The organism is Arthrobacter sp. AQ5-05 (genome assembly GCF_003287975.1).
In the GTDB taxonomy this organism is placed as follows: domain Bacteria; phylum Actinomycetota; class Actinomycetes; order Actinomycetales; family Micrococcaceae; genus Paeniglutamicibacter.
The window spans coordinates 50,698-67,704 of sequence record NZ_QMKQ01000006.1; the positions used below are offsets into that span (position 1 = coordinate 50,698).

A 17,007-nucleotide genomic window follows, 5' to 3' on the forward strand; every position below is an offset into this window, starting at 1 on the left:
CTATTCACCACCTTCGCGACGCACAATGCGTGCCTTCAACGGCAGCTTGTGGATTGCCAGGCGCAATGCCTCGCGTGCTACCTCTTCACTGACACCGGAGAGTTCAAAGAGAACCCGTCCCGGCTTGACGTTTGCGACCCACCATTCCGGCGAACCCTTACCGGAACCCATGCGGGTTTCGGCAGGCTTCTTGGTCAGCGGACGGTCCGGATAGATATTGATCCAGACCTTGCCGCCACGCTTGATGTGGCGGGTCATTGCGATACGAGCTGCCTCGATCTGGCGGTTGGTAACGTAGGCCGGTGTAAGGGCCTGGATACCGTACTCGCCGAAGGCTACCGTGGTACCGCCCGAAGCTGCGCCACTCCGACCGGGGTGGTGCTGCTTGCGGTACTTTACTCGGCGTGGGATAAGCATTTAAGCCTGTCCTCCTTCTGCAACTGCTGCTGCGGGAGCCTCAACAGCCGGAGCTGCTTCTGCACCTGGAGCTGCGCTGCGCTCGGGGCGACGACGACGTTCGCCACCTTCGGGGCGTCCACCCGGACGTCCGCCGGGACGATCGCCGCGACCGCGGGCCGGAGCTGCTGCAGCCTGGGCTGCCAGTTCCTTCGAAGTCACGTCGCCCTTGTAGATCCAGACCTTCACGCCGATGCGGCCGAAGGTGGTCTTGGCTTCGAACTTGCCGTAGTCGATGTTCGCACGCAGGGTGTGCAGCGGCACACGGCCTTCGCGGTAGAACTCCTTGCGGGACATTTCTGCCCCGCCAAGACGACCCGAGCACTGTACGCGGATGCCCTTGGCACCTGCGCGCATTGCCGACTGCATGGCCTTCTTCATCGCGCGGCGGAAAGCCACACGCGAAGCAAGCTGCTCTGCAATGCCCTGGGCAACAAGCTGGGCTTCGATCTCGGGGTTCTTGACCTCGAGGATGTTCAGCTGAACCTGCTTGGCGGTGAGCTTTTCGAGCTCGCCACGGATGCGATCGGCTTCGGCGCCGCGGCGACCGATAACGATGCCCGGGCGTGCGGTGTGGATATCCACACGAACACGGTCACGGGTGCGCTCGATCTCCACGCGGGCGATGCCGGCGCGTTCCATGCCAACGGTCATCAGTTCGCGGATACGGATGTCTTCTTTTACGAAGTCCTTGTAACGCTGTCCGACCTTGGTGCTGTCGGCGAACCAGTGCGAAACATGGTCGGTAGTGATACCGAGACGGAACCCATGCGGGTTAACCTTCTGTCCCATTTTACTCTTCCCCACCCTTCTTAGGGGTTGCGACGACCACAGTGATGTGGCTCGTGCGCTTCTTGATCTGGTATGCCCGACCCTGAGCACGCGGCTGGAACCGCTTCATGGTCGGACCCTCGTCAACAAACGCTTCGCTGATGAACAGCTCGTCTTCGTTGAACGCGACACCCTCGCGGTCTGCGGCGGCACGGGCGTTAGCCACTGCCGATGCTACAACCTTGAACACTGGCTCTGAAGCTGCCTGCGGGGCAAACTTCAGGATCGCCAGTGCTTCGTTCGTCTGCTTGCCACGAACAAGGTTGACGACGCGCCGGGCCTTCATAGGCGTCACGCGGATATGGCGCGCAATTGCCTTGGCTTCCATTGCTTTCCTTCTCTCGTCTCTCGAAGAAGTGCTAAGCACTCGCTGAACCCTTGCGGGTTAGCGGCGCTTGCCCTTCTTGTCGTCCTTCACGTGGCTGCGGAACGTCCGGGTCGGGCTAAACTCGCCGAGCTTGTGCCCGACCATCGACTCGGTGACAAACACGGGGATGTGCTTGCGTCCGTCGTGTACGGCGATCGTGTGCCCGAGCATGTCGGGGATGATCATCGAACGGCGGGACCACGTCTTGATGACGTTTTTGGTGCCCTTTTCGTTCTCAGCAGCGACCTTAACAAAAAGGTGCTGATCGACGAAGGGGCCTTTCTTCAGGCTGCGTGGCATGTTTCCAGGCTCCTATCGCTTGTTCTTGCCGGTACGACGACGGCGAACAATCAACTTGTCGCTGTCCTTGTTGGGACGACGGGTGCGTCCCTCGCGCTTGCCGTTCGGGTTCACCGGGTGACGGCCACCGGACGTCTTGCCTTCGCCACCACCATGCGGGTGATCAACAGGGTTCATGGCAACGCCACGCACGGTCGGGCGAACGCCCTTCCAGCGCATGCGGCCGGCCTTGCCCCAGTTGATGTTCGACTGCTCGGCGTTGCCGACCTCGCCGACGGTTGCGCGGCAGCGCACGTCAACGTTGCGGATTTCGCCGGAAGGCAAACGGAGCTGAGCGAAGCGACCCTCACGGGCCACCAGCTGCACCGAGGCACCTGCGGAACGAGCCATCTTTGCACCGCCGCCGGGACGCAATTCCACAGCGTGGATTACGGTACCGACCGGGATGTTGCGCAAAGGCAGGTTGTTGCCAGGCTTGATGTCGGCATTTGCGCCGGCCTCAACGGTGTCGCCCTGGGCGAGCTTGTTCGGTGCGATGATGTAACGCTTGGTTCCATCAGCGTAGTGAAGAAGCGCAATGCGAGCGGTGCGGTTCGGGTCGTACTCGATGTGAGCGACCTTTGCCGGCACGCCGTCCTTGTCGTGGCGACGGAAGTCGATCAGACGGTACTGGCGCTTGTGTCCGCCACCCTTGTGACGGGTGGTGATCTTACCGGTGTTGTTGCGGCCGCCAGTCTTGTGGAGCGGGCGAAGCAACGACTTTTCCGGAGTCGATCGGGTGATTTCTGCGAAGTCGGCAACGCTCGAGCCGCGAAGGCCCGGGGTTGTCGGCTTGTACTTACGGATTCCCATAGTTTAATTCCTCGTTAAAGTGGTCTCCGCTTAAGAAAGCGGACCGCCGAAGATGTCAATCGAGCCTTCCTTCAGGGAGACGATCGCGCGCTTGGTAGCCTTGCGAGTCCCCCATCCGAATTTGGTGCGCTTGCGCTTGCCGGCACGATTAAGGGTGTTTACGGAGTCAACCTTGACCGAGAAGATAGCTTCCACGGCGTTCTTGATTTCCGTCTTGTTCGAACGCGGGTCAACGAGGAAGGTGTACTTGCCTTCGTCGATCAGACCGTAGCTCTTTTCCGAAACAACGGGTGCGATGACCACATCGTGCGGAGCCTTTGAGAAGGTGCTCATTTGGCTTCCTCCTTCTGGACCAGGGCATCGAATGCGGCCTTGGTGAAGACTACGTCGTCGGAAACCAGCACATCGTAAGTGTTGAGCTGGTCTACGTACAGGACGTGGACCTCGGGGAGGTTGCGGACCGAAAGGGCTACAACGTCGTTGGCGCGCTCGATGACTACGAGCAGGTTCTTGCGCTCGGACAGAGCGCGCAGGGTGGCCAGTGCTGCCTTGGTGTTCGGCGTGGTGCCTTCAACCAGGGCTTCAATGACGTGAATGCGGTTGTTGCGAGCGCGGTCGGACAGGGCGCCGCGCAATGCAGCAGCCTTCATCTTCTTGGGGGTGCGCTGGCTGTAATCGCGAGGAGTCGGTCCGTGGACAACGCCACCACCGGTCATGTGAGGAGCACGGATTGAACCCTGACGGGCGCGGCCGGTGCCCTTCTGTGCGAACGGCTTGCGACCGGCACCGGAAACTTCGGCGCGGTTCTTGGTCTTGTGCGTGCCCTGGCGAGCAGCTGCCAGCTGGGCCACGACGACCTGGTGCAGCAGCGGAACGTTGGTCTGAACGTCGAAGATCTCCGAAGGGAACTCGACAGTAAGTGCCTTAGACATTTAGTTATGCTCCCTTCACAGCGGTGCGCACGAGTACGACGCGGCCGCGAGCGCCTGGAACGGCACCCTTGATCAGCAGGAGGTTCTTCTCGGCATCCACAGCGTGAACCGTGAGGTTCTGCGTGGTGACGCGCTCGGCGCCCATGCGACCGGCCATCTTCTGGCCCTGGAACACACGGCCCGGGGTCGATGCGCCGCCGATGGAGCCCGGCTTACGGTGGTTCTTGTGAGCACCGTGCGATGCCGGAGCACCGTGGAAGCCGTGGCGCTTCATGACGCCGGCGAAGCCCTTACCCTTGGAAGTTCCAACGACGTCGACCTTCTGGCCGGCGGCGAAGATTTCGACGGTGAGTTCCTGGCCTGCGGCGTAGGAATCGGCGTCGGCAGTGCGCAGCTCAACGACGTGGCGACGCGGGGTGACCCCTGCTGCCTCGAAGTGGCCGGCGAGCGGCTGGGTGACCTTGCGCGGGTCGATCTGGCCGTAGCCGATCTGAACCGCGGTGTAGCCATCGCGCTCGGCGTTGCGCAGCTGAGTGACGACATTGCTGTCGGCCTGTACAACGGTTACCGGGATGAGGTTGTTGTTCTCGTCCCAAACCTGGGTCATGCCGAGCTTCGTGCCCAGCAGGCCCTTTACATTACGGGTTGCGGTCATAGTTTTCTCGCCACCTCCCCTTAGAGCTTGATTTCGATGTTGACATCCGCCGGCAGGTCAAGACGCATCAGCGAATCTACGGCCTTCGGGGTCGGATCGATGATGTCGATCAGACGCTTGTGCGTGCGCATTTCGAAGTGCTCACGGCTGTCTTTGTACTTGTGGGGTGAACGGATAACGCAGTACACGTTCTTTTCCGTTGGGAGCGGCACTGGGCCGACTACGGTTGCGCCAGCGCGCGTCACCGTCTCAACGATCTTCCGGGCAGAAACGTCAATGACCTCGTGGTCATACGACTTCAGCCGGATGCGGATTTTTTGTCCCGCCATGGCTTGATGCCTCTTTCTAATTAGCACTCTCTGTACAGTTACTGTGCCCTACGGGCCCCTTTCGGGACCGGCACGCCTCGCATCGAACTGAATCCGGATAAATCCGGGTTCCTCAATCCGCCGAAGCCCGACCCCCGCGGTCGGGCGTGTCGCACTTTTCAGCGACACCGAACCCGTATAAAACCTTGGGGGACATTGTTCGTGTTTCCAGGAATTTCGGTTGTATTGCTCCCCAGCCCCGGGCATTATCCCGGGTGAGACACAATCTCGGTTGAAAAATCCATGTCCCGGTGTCGGTTTCCCGATCGGCAGACATGAAGCATGGAAATGCTCACGAACAACTTGTCTAGTGTGTCAGGTTCGGGGCCCAAACACCAAATCTTTGCTCTCCCGCGCCACCTGCCAGCGGCTGCAGACGGCGCGCGGACATTGGCCCGCACGAACCCCGCCGCGGGAAAATCACCGGAATTTCGGTCGCCGATTCCCCGCACCTGGTGGTTCGGGGCGCCGGTTCGAGCAGGGACAGGAAGAATCGCGTGAGTAAGCTCACCGGCGCGTTTCTGCCCGCCGTACTGCTACTGGTCGTCTTCCCTGGATCGCCGGATCTCCTTGGCCCGCTGGATCTCCTTGGAGAACTGCTTGCGCAGCCGCATGACCACCACGACAACAACCACCACGATCAACACGAAAATCAAGAACTTCATGTGGCCAGCGTAACCGCTTGTCAGGAGCCGGTCACCGGATCCGGCCAAATCAATGGCGCGCTGCACTCCGGCACCGTTGGCCCAGTGCTAATCGTCGGAGGCGTCATGGCCGTGCGGCCTCATCCACGGCATGCCGCTGCCGGCCGGTGGCGAAGCCGGGCCCTGCGGTCCGGTCGGCCCGTAAACCGTTTGGTCCGGTTCCGATTGGCCGGCGGCGGGCGCCGGCCTCGCGGCCGGCACTGCTGCCGGCGGATACGGATGGGAGGGAGAATCGTGGTCCTGGGATCCCTTGTTCATCTTCCCCAGTCTCCACAGCGCCAGGGCGATCAAGCCGGCCGCGATCAGCAACAACAGCAGGAACGTGTACCCACGCAGGAACCACAGCACCGCCACGGCGACCCCGACCGCACCCCACACCGTGAAGATCTTCCGGCTGGTCACCAGCCCGAAGACCAGCAGCGCCGTGAAGGTCAGCAACACCACCAGCTGCTGGGCCAAGGTGGAGGAAAGGAAGGTTCCCAGCCCCGCCATCGACAGCAAGACCGAGGACGCACCCAGGACAACGATTCCGTTCCGTTCGCGCTTGCGCCGGAATTCGTAGGCAGCAAGCAGTCCCAGGACGATGATCCAGTAGTAGAAGGCGGCAAACGTGCTTGTCCCGCCAACCCCGACCCACCAGCAACGGTGGATGACCGCGGCGCCCACCAGGGCGGCGACCTCGTATCCGGATTCCCGCAGGCGGGCCGGAACCTCCAGCGCCGCCGCGGCGAAGACCGCCACCAGCAGCATCACTGCCCCGGCATAGACATGCCTATCGATATCGTTCGTCTGCCCGAGCAACCCGCCAAGGCCAAGGGCCGCCAACGAGGCGGAAAAAAGCACCCGGGCGTGGGCCGGGGCCCAGCCGGCAGCCCGCCGCACGACCGCGGCAAACGGCACCGGCTCCCCGCCAAAGCGGTCACCGAAGATCGAGGCGATCAGCAGGATGACCCAGGTGGCCCCGAGTCCGATCATGCTGTCCAGCGGTTCGCTCCCCCGCTCCAGGGCCAGGTCGTGGATGAAGTCCACCCCGCGCAGCGAGGCCAACAGCACCAGTGCGGAGCTGCCCAGCAGCAACAGCGGGATGCCCCACGTGGCGGAGAAGACCATGAAGCCGGCCGCGCCCAGCAGCCCTGCAATCACCTGCCATCCGGGCTCCTGCCAGTCATGCAGCCCGAAGAGCACCACCCAGTACGCCACGGCCACCACGGCTCGCACCCAGCGCCAGTCCTTGCCGGCCAGGTTGCGCACCTCGGCGACCAGGATGCCAAGAAGCAGGAGCACCAGCACCGTGCCGGCGACGTCCTTGTTCCACAACGGCGTCGGCAACCAGCCCCCGAATCGCAGTGACTGCCCAAGCGCCGGGACAAGCACCAGTCCCAGCAGCCCCAGTGCGGCGGGAACCGCAACGTACCGCAAGGCCGGAGCCCGACGGACATGGGTTGTGACAACGACACCGGAGAACGCCAGCAGGCACAGGAACTGGACCAACAGCCCGGCCTGGTCGTATCCACCGGCATGAGACATCAGGTAGACCGCCGGGATCAGCATCAGCAGGACCACCGCGGCAAGGGTCATCAGCGTGCGGGGGTCGGAGTACTTCGGCATGGCCGATGTCCGTCCCACGGCGGCACGAACGGATTGGGCCAGCGCGATGGTGAAGGCGAACAGCGCAAACTGGCCATGGCCGTCCATGTCGAAGCGGTCGGCAACGTGCCATGCGGTGCCGGAGAATAGTGCCTGGGCCAGCACCGAATAGCCCACCTTCTCCGCCAGTCCGGTGCCGGCCAGGATCCGGATTCCGGCATGGGCCAGGCCCAGCACGGCAACGAGTTCAACCATCCAGGCGGGGTCGCGGCCCGCGGCCATGCCAAGCCCGGCGCCCAGGGCGGCCAATCCGCCGAGGTGGGCCAGGGCCAGCGGGACCCGTTCCAGGACTGCCCCGGTCCGCTCCCCCGGCGTGCGATGCAGTGCCCGACGGTGGCCCAGGATGGCGGTGGCGCCCACCAGGCCCGCGAGCAGGCCCAGCCACAACAAGAAGGTGTCCCATTGGTAGCCCAGCCACAACACCGTGGCGAACCCTGCGGTTCCCGGATCCACGTCGGCGTAGAGCAAGGAGTCGCCCCAGCCGAGCATTACCGACAGGGACCAGGTGGCCACCGCCGTGCACAGCACGCCGCCGGCGAAGATCAGCGATTCCCCGAACGACTCAAGGCGGGGGGCCGTCGCCGCTTGTGTGCTCCGCCGCATCCTGGACAGCAGTGCTGCGGCAACGCAGAGCTGGATGAGCAGCGCCAGTACGACGCCGACCAGCGTTGCCACCTCGATGGTGTGCTCCAGGGCTGAGGAACGGGTCGGGCTCGCGGTGCCGGGCAGCACCATCAGGGTGCTGCCGAACCGCGGCTGGAGTGCCCAGCCCGCCGCCGCGTACGAGAACAATGCCCCCGTTGCGGGGATCGATGCGATCCGCGCGGCCCACCGAAGCGGCGAGCGTCCGGTGCCTGAGGCGTTGCGAGCCAGCCACCAGGTGGTCAGCGCCGCTGCGGCGAGCATGATCCCCTGGCGACCCTGGTTGCCGTCCATCGGTTCCACGATGCCCAGGACCGCGACTCCCAACGGGACCCATCGGAAATTCCCGCCAAGTCGTGCGCCAACGAAGACACCGGCCACCAGCAGCAGTGCCAGGGCCCAGTTCAGCTCGAGGCCGCCCCTGGAGCCGGCAAACCCCGGATCACGCAGCAGCGACTCCGCACCGATCATCGCTGCCAGCCCCGCCAGTGCCAGCAGGACCCAGGTTTCACCGGTGACGGAGACCTGCTTGAGGCGCAGCTTGCCCGCATAGCCCGGGGCGAATTGTGCCAGCAGCACCAGCTGCGCCACGAGCAATGCGGCCATGATGCGGAAGATGTCAGTCGCCGAAATATCGGCCACATGCAGGAAGGCCCCGATGCTGGCCATCGCCGAGATGCGGGCCGCGGCGAGGTGCGCGAACCGTTCGACCGCAGGTGCCGCGATCAACGCAACGGCGTAGTACAGTGCCGCCGCGGCAAAGATCCACCCGTAGTCCTTGGCTTCGAGCACGGCGAACGACAGGAGCGCGGCAAGCACGGTGGCCGGAACCAAGTACCGGTGGGCGAGCGCGAATGACTGCACGTGGATGTTGCCGACCCAGCGTGGTTTCCTGGCACCGACCAGCGTGATCGCGGTGGCAAGCAGCATGCTGAAGAGGAAGTAGTAGATCAGTCCGCGGTTGAGCACCGCGCCGCCGGAGTAGGCGGTGGAGACCAGGAAGGTGGTGCCAAGGCCGGCGACGATGCGCGATTGCAGCTTCCCGGCGGCGTAGGCGAAGGCGACGGTTCCCACCACGGAGGTGACGAACCAGCTGGCCCCGGGGGTGGTGGACAGCAGCAGGAAATGGGCCAGCCCGGTCATCGGGATCAGTGCGAGCCCGGTCGCGGTGAACGCGGCGGCGGCCGGTCGCAGCCGGACGCTGCGCGCGTGCATCAGCAGGCCAACCCCGTAGAAACCCGCGGCGACCAGGCCCAGTCCCACGACCTTGGCCGCGGCCGGCAGTGCCAGGGCAATGAAGAGCGAGGCCGCGGCAACCATGAGCAGTGCTGCGACGTACAAGGTGATGTTGATGTTCCGCAGTGCGCGCACGCGCGGGTCCACCGGAACAACTGGCACCCGAGGAGGCGGGGGCGGCATCGTGGACTGTCCCGCGTGGGCCACGGCGGGCATGGCACCGGCGAATTGCGGTTGTCCGCTTCCGGGCCCGGGAGGTCCAACTGCCGCCGCAGGGCCGAATGGGGCCGGGTTGAACGGGGCCGGGCCGTGTTGCAGCGATACGGCGATGGAGGTGCGGTGATCCCCGGGAACCGGTCCCGAGGTCTCGGTCGGGGCGTCTTGGGGCCCGAGTGCATCACCGGTTTCCCGTTTCCGGGCCTCCTCCTGCGTTGCCGAGTCGAAGCCGCGCTGCCAGGCAAGGGCCAGTGCCGCCCGGTCGGGGGCCGGGGCTTGGGCCGGTTGCCGGGACTGGAACCTGTTGGACGCCAGTTGCTTGCCCAGGAACAACCCTGCAAGGAACATGGCCACGGCCACGGCCACCACGATCAGGACGAACCCATCCATACCGGTTTCCCGCCTCCACCTATGTCTTTGTGCCACCCGAGTGCCAAGGGCCGCTTGCGGACTCCAGCGTACCCCATTCAGAACATTCGTTAGATATAAATGCCCGGTGGTTTCCAGGCAAATGCCGCGGGCACAGAAGAAAGACCCCTGCCGCACTGTCGAAACAGTGCTGCAGGGGTCTTTCCTAGACCATTAGGTCAAGATCTGCGAAGTGAACTTACGCGGTGATCTTGGTGACCTTGCCCGAACCAACGGTGCGGCCGCCTTCGCGAATTGCGAAGCCGAGGCCCTCTTCCATGGCGATCGGCTGGATCAGCACGACAGACATTTCGGTGTTGTCGCCGGGCATAACCATTTCCGTGCCTTCCGGCAGGGTGATAACGCCGGTGACGTCCGTGGTGCGGAAGTAGAACTGCGGGCGGTAGTTCGAGTAGAACGGGTTGTGACGCCCGCCCTCATCCTTGGAAAGGATGTACACGTTGGCCTCGAAATCGGTGTGCGGGGTGATGGAACCCGGCTTCACGATGACCTGGCCACGCTCTACGTCTTCGCGCTTGATGCCGCGAAGCAGCAGACCACAGTTCTCGCCGGCCCATGCCTCGTCGAGCTGCTTGTGGAACATCTCGATACCGGTAACCGTGGTCTTCTGGACCGGGCGGATGCCGACGATCTCGACCTCGGAGTTGATGGCGAGGGTTCCACGCTCGGCGCGGCCCGTAACAACGGTGCCACGACCGGTGATGGTGAAGACGTCTTCAACCGGCATCAGGAACGGCTTGTCGCGGTCACGAACCGGGGTCGGAACGTGCTCGTCGACGGCGTCCATCAGGTCCTCGATGGACTTGACCCAAACCGGGTCGCCTTCCAGTGCCTTCAGGCCCGAAACACGGATAACCGGTGCCTCGTCGCCGTCGAAGCCCTGCGAGGAGAGAAGTTCGCGAACTTCCATTTCCACGAGGTCCAGAAGTTCTTCGTCATCGACCATGTCGGACTTGTTCAGTGCGACCATCAGGTAGGGAACGCCAACCTGGCGTGCCAGCAGAACGTGCTCGCGGGTCTGAGCCATCGGGCCGTCGGTGGCGGCAACCACGAGGATCGCGCCGTCCATCTGAGCAGCACCGGTGATCATGTTCTTGATGTAGTCGGCGTGACCCGGGGCATCAACGTGCGCGTAGTGGCGCTTCTCGGTCTGGTACTCGACGTGCGAGATGTTGATGGTGATACCGCGCTGGCGCTCTTCCGGAGCGGAGTCGATATTCGCGAAATCGCGCTGCTCGTTCAGATCCGGGTACTTGTCAGCAAGCACCTTGGAAATGGCGGCGGTCAACGTGGTCTTCCCATGGTCAACGTGACCAATGGTGCCGATGTTGACGTGCGGCTTGTTCCGCTCGAACTTTGCCTTTGCCACAGGTTCCTCCTAGAAACGTTTACAGAAGACGTACCTCGTCCACACGGGTCGCGGACGAAACTTGTACAAGTCTACTGGGGGCTTAGTGAAATGTTTAAATTGTGGTTAGCTGCGGGATCCACGGGGGATCCGTTAGTTGGCCTGGCGGGGCCGGATTGGATCTCTCCGCACCGGCCCCATCGTGCGGCCAGTCACCCGATGATCGGGGTCACGGCCAATTCTTGCTCCGGACGATTACTCGCCGCGGGACTTCTGGATGATCTCTTCGGCAACTGCCTTCGGGACCTCTGCATAGCTGGAGAAGGTCATCGAGTACACTGCACGGCCCTGGGTCTTCGAACGCAGGTCACCAATGTAACCGAACATCTCGGACAGCGGGACCGTTGCACGGATGACCTTCACGCCTGCAGCGTCTTCCATCGAGGCGATGGAACCACGGCGGGAGTTCAAGTCACCGATGACGTCGCCCATGTACTCCTCGGGAGTACGGACTTCGACATCCATAACCGGCTCAAGGATGATCGGCTGGGCGCGACGTGCGCCTTCCTTGAACACCTGCGAACCAGCAATCTTGAACGCCATTTCCGAGGAGTCGACGTCGTGGTAGGCACCATCAAGGAGGATAGCCTTCACGCCGACCATCGGGTAGCCGGCCAGGATGCCGAACTGCATGGCGTCCTGGATACCAGCGTCGATCGACGGGATGTATTCGCGAGGAATACGGCCACCGGTAACGCTGTTCTTGAATTCGTAGATGACACCGTCAACAACTTCCAAGGGCTCGAACGAGACCTGGACCTTTGCGAACTGGCCCGAACCACCGGTCTGCTTCTTGTGGGTGAAGTCAACCTTCTCCACAGACTTCTTGATGGTTTCGCGGTATGCAACCTGCGGCTTGCCAACGTTGGCTTCAACGCGGAATTCGCGACGCATGCGGTCCACCAGGATGTCCAGGTGAAGCTCGCCCATGCCGCCAATTTCGGTCTGGCCGGTGTCTTCGTTGAGGGAGACGGTGAACGTCGGGTCCTCAGCCGAAAGCTTCTGGATTGCCGTCGAGAGCTTCTCCTGGTCACCCTTGGTCTTCGGCTCAATGGCAACGAAGATCACGGGATCAGGGAAGGACATCGACTCAAGAACGATCGGGTGTGCCGGATCGCACAAGGTATCACCGGTGGTGGTGTCCTTGAGGCCGATCACAGCGTAGATGTGGCCGGCGTGGACCTCGTCTACGGGCATTTCCTTGTTGGCGTGCATCTGGAAGAGCTTGCCGATGCGTTCCTTCTTCTGCTTCGTCGAGTTCAGCAGCTGGGTACCCGGAGTTGCCTTGCCGGAGTACACGCGGATGAAGTTCAACTGGCCGAAGAACGGGTGGGTTGCAATCTTGAAGGCAAGTGCCGAGAAAGGCTCGGTTTCATTCGGCTCGCGCCGGATCTCGATCTCTTCGTTCTTCGGATCGTGACCGATCGTCGCGCCAACATCCATCGGATTCGGCAGGTAGTCGATGACAGCATCGAGCATCGGCTGGACACCGCGGTTCTTGAATGCGGAACCACAGAAGACCGGGTAGAGCTGCGAGTTGACGACCATCTTGCGGATGCCGGCCTTGAGCTCAGGAATGCTGATCTCTTCGCCCTCGAGGAACTTCTCCATGAGCTCGTCAGAGCCCTCGGCGACGGCCTCTACCAGGTTGGCGCGGTATTCCTCGGCCTTTTCCAGCAGGTCGGCCGGGATTTCGCGGGTCTCGTAGGCGGCACCCATGGTGACGTCACCCTTGGAGTCGCCCTCCCAGACGAAAGCCTTCATGGTCATCAGGTCGACAACGCCGGTGAACTCGGACTCGGAGCCGATCGGCAGCTGCATGACCAGCGGCTTGGCACCGAGGCGCTTGATGATGGTCTCTACGGTGAAGTAGAAGTCAGCACCCAGCTTGTCCATCTTGTTGACGAAGCAGATACGCGGCACGTTGTACTTGTCGGCCTGGCGCCAAACAGTCTCGGACTGCGGCTCCACGCCTTCCTTGCCATCGAACACGGCAACTGCGCCATCGAGGACGCGCAGCGAGCGCTCTACCTCAACGGTGAAGTCAACGTGGCCCGGGGTGTCAATGATGTTGATCTGGTTGTTGTTCCAGAAGCAGGTCACGGCGGCAGACGTGATCGTAATGCCGCGCTCCTTTTCCTGTTCCATCCAGTCGGTCGTCGAGGCACCGTCGTGCGTTTCGCCGAGCTTGTGGTTCACACCCGTGTAGAACAGGATGCGTTCCGTAGTAGTGGTCTTACCGGCATCGATGTGGGCCATGATGCCGATATTGCGGACCTTGTTAAGGTCGGTAAGCACGTCCTGTGCCACGATGTCTCCCTTTGTTGAATATGCCCGCGACGTTGGCGGAACCGGTCTGCGACCAATCCCGCCAACCGGACAAAACGCTTTTTACCAGCGGTAGTGGGCGAAGGCCTTGTTGGACTCTGCCATCTTGTGAGTGTCTTCGCGACGCTTGACAGCGGCACCAAGACCATTCGATGCGTCGAGGATCTCGTTCATGAGACGCTCGATCATCGTCTTCTCGCGGCGAGCCTTGGAGTAGCCGACGAGCCAGCGAAGAGCCAGCGCGGTGGAGCGTCCGGGCTTGACCTCAACGGGAACCTGGTAGGTTGCGCCACCAACACGGCGGGAGCGAACCTCGAGGGCCGGGCGGATGTTATCCATGGCCTTCTTCAGGGTCACAACCGGGTCGGTACCGTTCTTGGCCAAGGCACCTGCGAGTGCACCGTAAACGATACGCTCTGCGGTGGACTTCTTACCGTCGACCAAAACCTTATTGATCAGCTGGGTAACAAGCGGGGAACCGTATACCGGATCCGAGACGAGGGGGCGCTGTGGCGCGGGGCCCTTACGAGGCATTACTTACCTTCCTTCTTGGCGCCGTAGCGGGAACGAGCCTGCTTACGGTTCTTGACACCCTGGGTATCGAGAGCGCCACGTACGATCTTGTAGCGCACACCCGGGAGGTCCTTCACACGTCCGCCGCGCACCAGCACGATGGAGTGTTCCTGCAGGTTGTGGCCGACACCCGGAATGTAAGCGGTAACTTCGACGCCACCGGCAAGACGCACACGTGCGACCTTACGAAGTGCGGAGTTCGGCTTCTTCGGGGTGGTGGTGTACACACGGGTGCATACGCCACGACGCATTGGGTTGCCCTTAAGGGCTGGGGCCTTGGTCTTGGTGACCTTCGGCGAGCGACCCTTGCGGATCAGCTGCTGAATAGTAGGCACTTTCGTGTCCTCCGGTTTCTTTGTTCTGCGGCGCCACCCACAATCAAACTGCTTGGAGACGCTGCGTTTATAGTCGTTTCATCACAGCGATTTCGGATTTGACCCTAGGCGTGCGAAAGTGTGGCATCTGTTGCGCAACCTACCCGCAACCCGGACCGTGTCCATTTGCCACACATGAAAAACAATTAGCACAAGCTTAGCACGCGGATCACCCGCTCCCTGACACCGGGCCCCTTCCGGAGAGGCCCCTCATCCCCGTCGAATCGGGCCACGCTCCCCCGTCGCCTCGGGAACCACCGTGATTCCGCTATTGCCTCCCGCCACCGGGCCTTCCCCGCGTGCCTGCACTGACACGCACATCACTTAATTTCCGCCTCCATTCGGCCGCCCCCCGGGAATCCCATTCACTTCCCATCCGACACGGCGCCACCGCCAAGCCAACGAAAGTTATCCACTTATTCGCCCAGACCCAGGATTTCGTCCCGGCAAAGGTTCATGGTGGATGGCATGACGACGACGGCAACACTCGCGACCGCCGGATTGGCTGCTCTGCAGCAAATCCTGGCTTCGTCCACGGAAGGCCCGGAGGCAAACCCATCCGCAGCCACGGTGGACGAGAAGTTGCGCCTGCTCGCCATCCTGACCTCCATGCAGAAGATCCACCTTGACGACGTCGCACACGCCGTCTCCTCATCACCTGCCAGGGCCGTGTTCCTGGCACTGCTGACCGAGGACCTGGCCCGGACCGCCGGCCGCGCCCAGATCGTTGCAGCGGGGAAACTCGAGGAAACCGAGGCCCACACCCTGCGGGAAGAACCCCTCGCCCGGCTTCACGAAGTGCACCGCGATTTGGAAGCATTCATCGGAGGAACCACCTCGCTGCCCGACGACCAGCGCAACACCCCCGGGACCAAGATGCTGTTCAAGGACGCCACCGATCTGGTCAAGAACCAGCTGCACCTCTCCTTTGCCCAGGCCAAGCGCCGGATCATCGTCCGCGACCTGCTGCTCCCCCATGCAGGATTCAACGGCGCCGTTGTCCGCCCGCAGCTTGGGCAGCTGGCCAGGGTGTTCAATGACGGTTCGGCCGACCCCCACCAGGTCGCACTCGCCGCCCGGCGAATGCTCGCCCTGCAACCAGGCATCGATGCCCAGCAGGATCCTGTGGCAACGGCCGAGGCCTTAGAGCAGCAGCTCGCCGAATCATTGGCAGAGAGGAACCACTCCGGCACCGCGCAGCTTCTCAGGCGCTTTTTGCGGAACTCGACGCCGGCGCGCTGGAACACAGCGAGGCGGAGATGGAAGCCCACATCGGGCTGCGGTACAAGGACAAGCAGTCACGCGGATTCATCTGGGAGCTCTGCGCTGACCTCCGGGGACATGGGATGCTCCAGACGCTATCGGACCAACTGTCCAATCCGCGGTCCGCATTCGGTCGTGACACCGCATGCCCCGCTGGAGACGGCAACGGGCAACAGGCAAGGGAACATGCCGCTGGGCAACCCGAGCTTCCGGGCCTTTCGCCCGGCTCGCTTCCCCCGGCTGCGCCGCCGATCCCCTCGTGGGCAGCCGATCCCGATGTGCCGGAAGACCAGTGGCAGCGAGCCTGGTTTACGGACGTTGGATTGCCCTAAACCGTCGAAGACCAGATGCCCGGGATGCAGCTCCAAGCCGGCGAGACTCCGACGGCGGCCCGGGAACGGCTGAAGGCAAGGAACCTGCTCGAGTTCCTGTTCGATTCCGCGCGCTTCGTGGCCGACGGTGACCAGGAAGCCGCGCCGGATCTACCCATGAGACCCAATGTGGACATCATCGTCATCATTTCGTGGGATTCCCTGGTCGGGAAGCTGAACGACCCGGGCCTCACCAGCCACAACCATCTGGTTTCAGCCGGCTACGCGCGAAGACTCGCCTGTTCCAGCAACATCATTCCGGCCGTGCTGGGAACGGAGTCGCTACCTCTGGATCTCGGCAGGACCCAGCGCTTCTTCAACCGCGCACAAAGACGGGCCATGATGCTGAGGGACAGGGGCTGCATCAACCCGGGCTGCAGCATCGCAGGGCATCGCTGCGAAGCCAACCACATCAAGCGCTGGTATCTCGGCGGCGAAACCAACCTGGCCAACAGCGCCCTTCGTTGTCCTGTATGCCACGATTCCTTCCATGCCGGACACTTCAAGATCGTGGTGGTGAATTCGATCCGCTACGTCCTGCAGAACAAGGCACTTGATCCCGAACAGCGGCTTCGCCGAAATTGGATCTTCCACCCGAGCGCCAAGGCCATCGGCTAACCGGCAAACCGCCTGGCTCCTCCGATCCTCACGTTGCATGCCTTTCATAACGGAAAACGCAGAGCCGTTCCTTTCCCGTGCGGCAGCTCTCGACACCGAACCCCGCGCCTCGGTCCACCTGATGCACACCAGCCTACTTGTCCCCTAGTTGCATAAACATGCTGTTTTTCCCATCCATGTCCGGGATCCCTCGTCGCTTCCGCGCCAAGACCCGCACGGGCAGCCCCGCAAGCGGGAACATCCGGGGATTGCCCGGCTGAAACCGGGTGCAACTACAACCGTTCCCGCACCATCCTCCAGCCATGCGACCGTCGTGCCCCACCTGGAAACCTGCCGACCGCACGTGCCGCTCAGAGCCTGGGCGCGATTCCAGCCGATACGGCACCGACACCCTTGGGCATGAAAAAGGCCGGCCCGCGGCGCACTCCCCCGCCTCC

At 62.7% G+C, this 17,007-nt stretch carries 17 protein-coding genes; 2 read left to right on the forward strand and 15 right to left on the reverse strand.

Annotation, left to right across the window (positions count from 1 at the left end; translation table 11 throughout):
* The 15 genes from rplP to rpsL all read right to left on the reverse strand — a co-directional run bounded on the left by rplP (position 1) and on the right by rpsL (position 14,279).
* On the reverse strand, positions 1–417 hold the full coding sequence (gene rplP / locus DQ353_RS07955; RefSeq protein ID WP_113762236.1) for a 50S ribosomal protein L16: 417 nt from the start codon (positions 415–417) through the stop codon (positions 1–3).
* Positions 418–1,248, reverse strand: coding sequence for a 30S ribosomal protein S3 (gene rpsC / locus DQ353_RS07960; RefSeq protein WP_113762237.1), 831 nt, complete (start codon positions 1,246–1,248; stop codon positions 418–420).
* Between the two features lies 1 nt (position 1,249).
* Entirely contained in the window at positions 1,250–1,615 is a 366-nt protein-coding gene (rplV, locus tag DQ353_RS07965) for a 50S ribosomal protein L22 (RefSeq protein WP_071212937.1), read from the reverse strand.
* A gap of 57 nt (positions 1,616–1,672) precedes the next feature.
* Positions 1,673–1,954, reverse strand: coding sequence for a 30S ribosomal protein S19 (rpsS, locus tag DQ353_RS07970; RefSeq protein WP_068731512.1), 282 nt, complete (start codon positions 1,952–1,954; stop codon positions 1,673–1,675).
* A gap of 12 nt (positions 1,955–1,966) precedes the next feature.
* Positions 1,967–2,806 carry a 50S ribosomal protein L2 gene (gene rplB / locus DQ353_RS07975; RefSeq protein WP_113762238.1) on the reverse strand — a complete coding sequence of 280 codons (840 nt, stop codon included), beginning with the start codon at positions 2,804–2,806 and terminating at the stop codon, positions 1,967–1,969.
* A gap of 30 nt (positions 2,807–2,836) precedes the next feature.
* A complete protein-coding gene (rplW, locus tag DQ353_RS07980) occupies positions 2,837–3,139 on the reverse strand; it encodes a 50S ribosomal protein L23 (protein ID WP_071212935.1) in 303 nt (100 codons plus the stop codon).
* On the reverse strand, positions 3,136–3,738 hold the full coding sequence (gene rplD, locus DQ353_RS07985) for a 50S ribosomal protein L4 (RefSeq protein ID WP_113762239.1): 603 nt from the start codon (positions 3,736–3,738) through the stop codon (positions 3,136–3,138). Before rplD ends, rplW begins: the two co-directional genes overlap by 4 nt.
* Before the next feature lie 4 nt (positions 3,739–3,742).
* The gene (rplC, locus tag DQ353_RS07990) at positions 3,743–4,393 is read right to left on the reverse strand and encodes a 50S ribosomal protein L3 (RefSeq protein ID WP_071212933.1); all 651 of its coding nucleotides are present in this window, start codon (positions 4,391–4,393) and stop codon (positions 3,743–3,745) included.
* 20 nt (positions 4,394–4,413) lie between these two features.
* On the reverse strand, positions 4,414–4,722 hold the full coding sequence (gene rpsJ / locus DQ353_RS07995) for a 30S ribosomal protein S10 (RefSeq protein WP_003803825.1): 309 nt from the start codon (positions 4,720–4,722) through the stop codon (positions 4,414–4,416).
* A 575-nt stretch (positions 4,723–5,297) separates the two neighbouring features.
* On the reverse strand, positions 5,298–5,426 hold the full coding sequence (locus DQ353_RS22225) for a hypothetical protein (protein ID WP_286166679.1): 129 nt from the start codon (positions 5,424–5,426) through the stop codon (positions 5,298–5,300).
* A gap of 87 nt (positions 5,427–5,513) precedes the next feature.
* Positions 5,514–9,596 carry a hypothetical protein gene (locus DQ353_RS08000; protein WP_113762240.1) on the reverse strand — a complete coding sequence of 1,361 codons (4,083 nt, stop codon included), beginning with the start codon at positions 9,594–9,596 and terminating at the stop codon, positions 5,514–5,516.
* A 217-nt stretch (positions 9,597–9,813) separates the two neighbouring features.
* Positions 9,814–11,004 carry an elongation factor Tu gene (tuf, locus tag DQ353_RS08005; RefSeq protein WP_113762241.1) on the reverse strand — a complete coding sequence of 397 codons (1,191 nt, stop codon included), beginning with the start codon at positions 11,002–11,004 and terminating at the stop codon, positions 9,814–9,816.
* Positions 11,005–11,238: 234 nt separating this feature from the next.
* Positions 11,239–13,353: an elongation factor G gene (gene fusA, locus DQ353_RS08010; protein WP_113762242.1), complete on the reverse strand. Its 2,115-nt coding sequence runs from the start codon at positions 13,351–13,353 to the stop codon at positions 11,239–11,241.
* An 81-nt stretch (positions 13,354–13,434) separates the two neighbouring features.
* Entirely contained in the window at positions 13,435–13,905 is a 471-nt protein-coding gene (gene rpsG, locus DQ353_RS08015; protein WP_113762243.1) for a 30S ribosomal protein S7, read from the reverse strand.
* The gene (gene rpsL / locus DQ353_RS08020) at positions 13,905–14,279 is read right to left on the reverse strand and encodes a 30S ribosomal protein S12 (protein ID WP_007271021.1); all 375 of its coding nucleotides are present in this window, start codon (positions 14,277–14,279) and stop codon (positions 13,905–13,907) included. The genes rpsG and rpsL overlap by 1 nt, the downstream gene beginning before the upstream one ends.
* A 507-nt stretch (positions 14,280–14,786) precedes the next feature.
* Between rpsL and DQ353_RS08025 the strand changes: the two genes are divergently transcribed.
* Together DQ353_RS08025 and DQ353_RS08030 are read left to right on the forward strand one after the other, a co-directional pair.
* Positions 14,787–15,986, forward strand: a complete 1,200-nt coding sequence (locus DQ353_RS08025; protein ID WP_146755221.1) for a hypothetical protein — start codon at positions 14,787–14,789, stop codon at positions 15,984–15,986.
* Positions 15,938–16,570 carry an HNH endonuclease signature motif containing protein gene (locus DQ353_RS08030; protein ID WP_181578295.1) on the forward strand — a complete coding sequence of 211 codons (633 nt, stop codon included), beginning with the start codon at positions 15,938–15,940 and terminating at the stop codon, positions 16,568–16,570. Before DQ353_RS08025 ends, DQ353_RS08030 begins: the two co-directional genes overlap by 49 nt.
* The last annotated feature ends 437 nt before the right edge of the window (positions 16,571–17,007 follow it).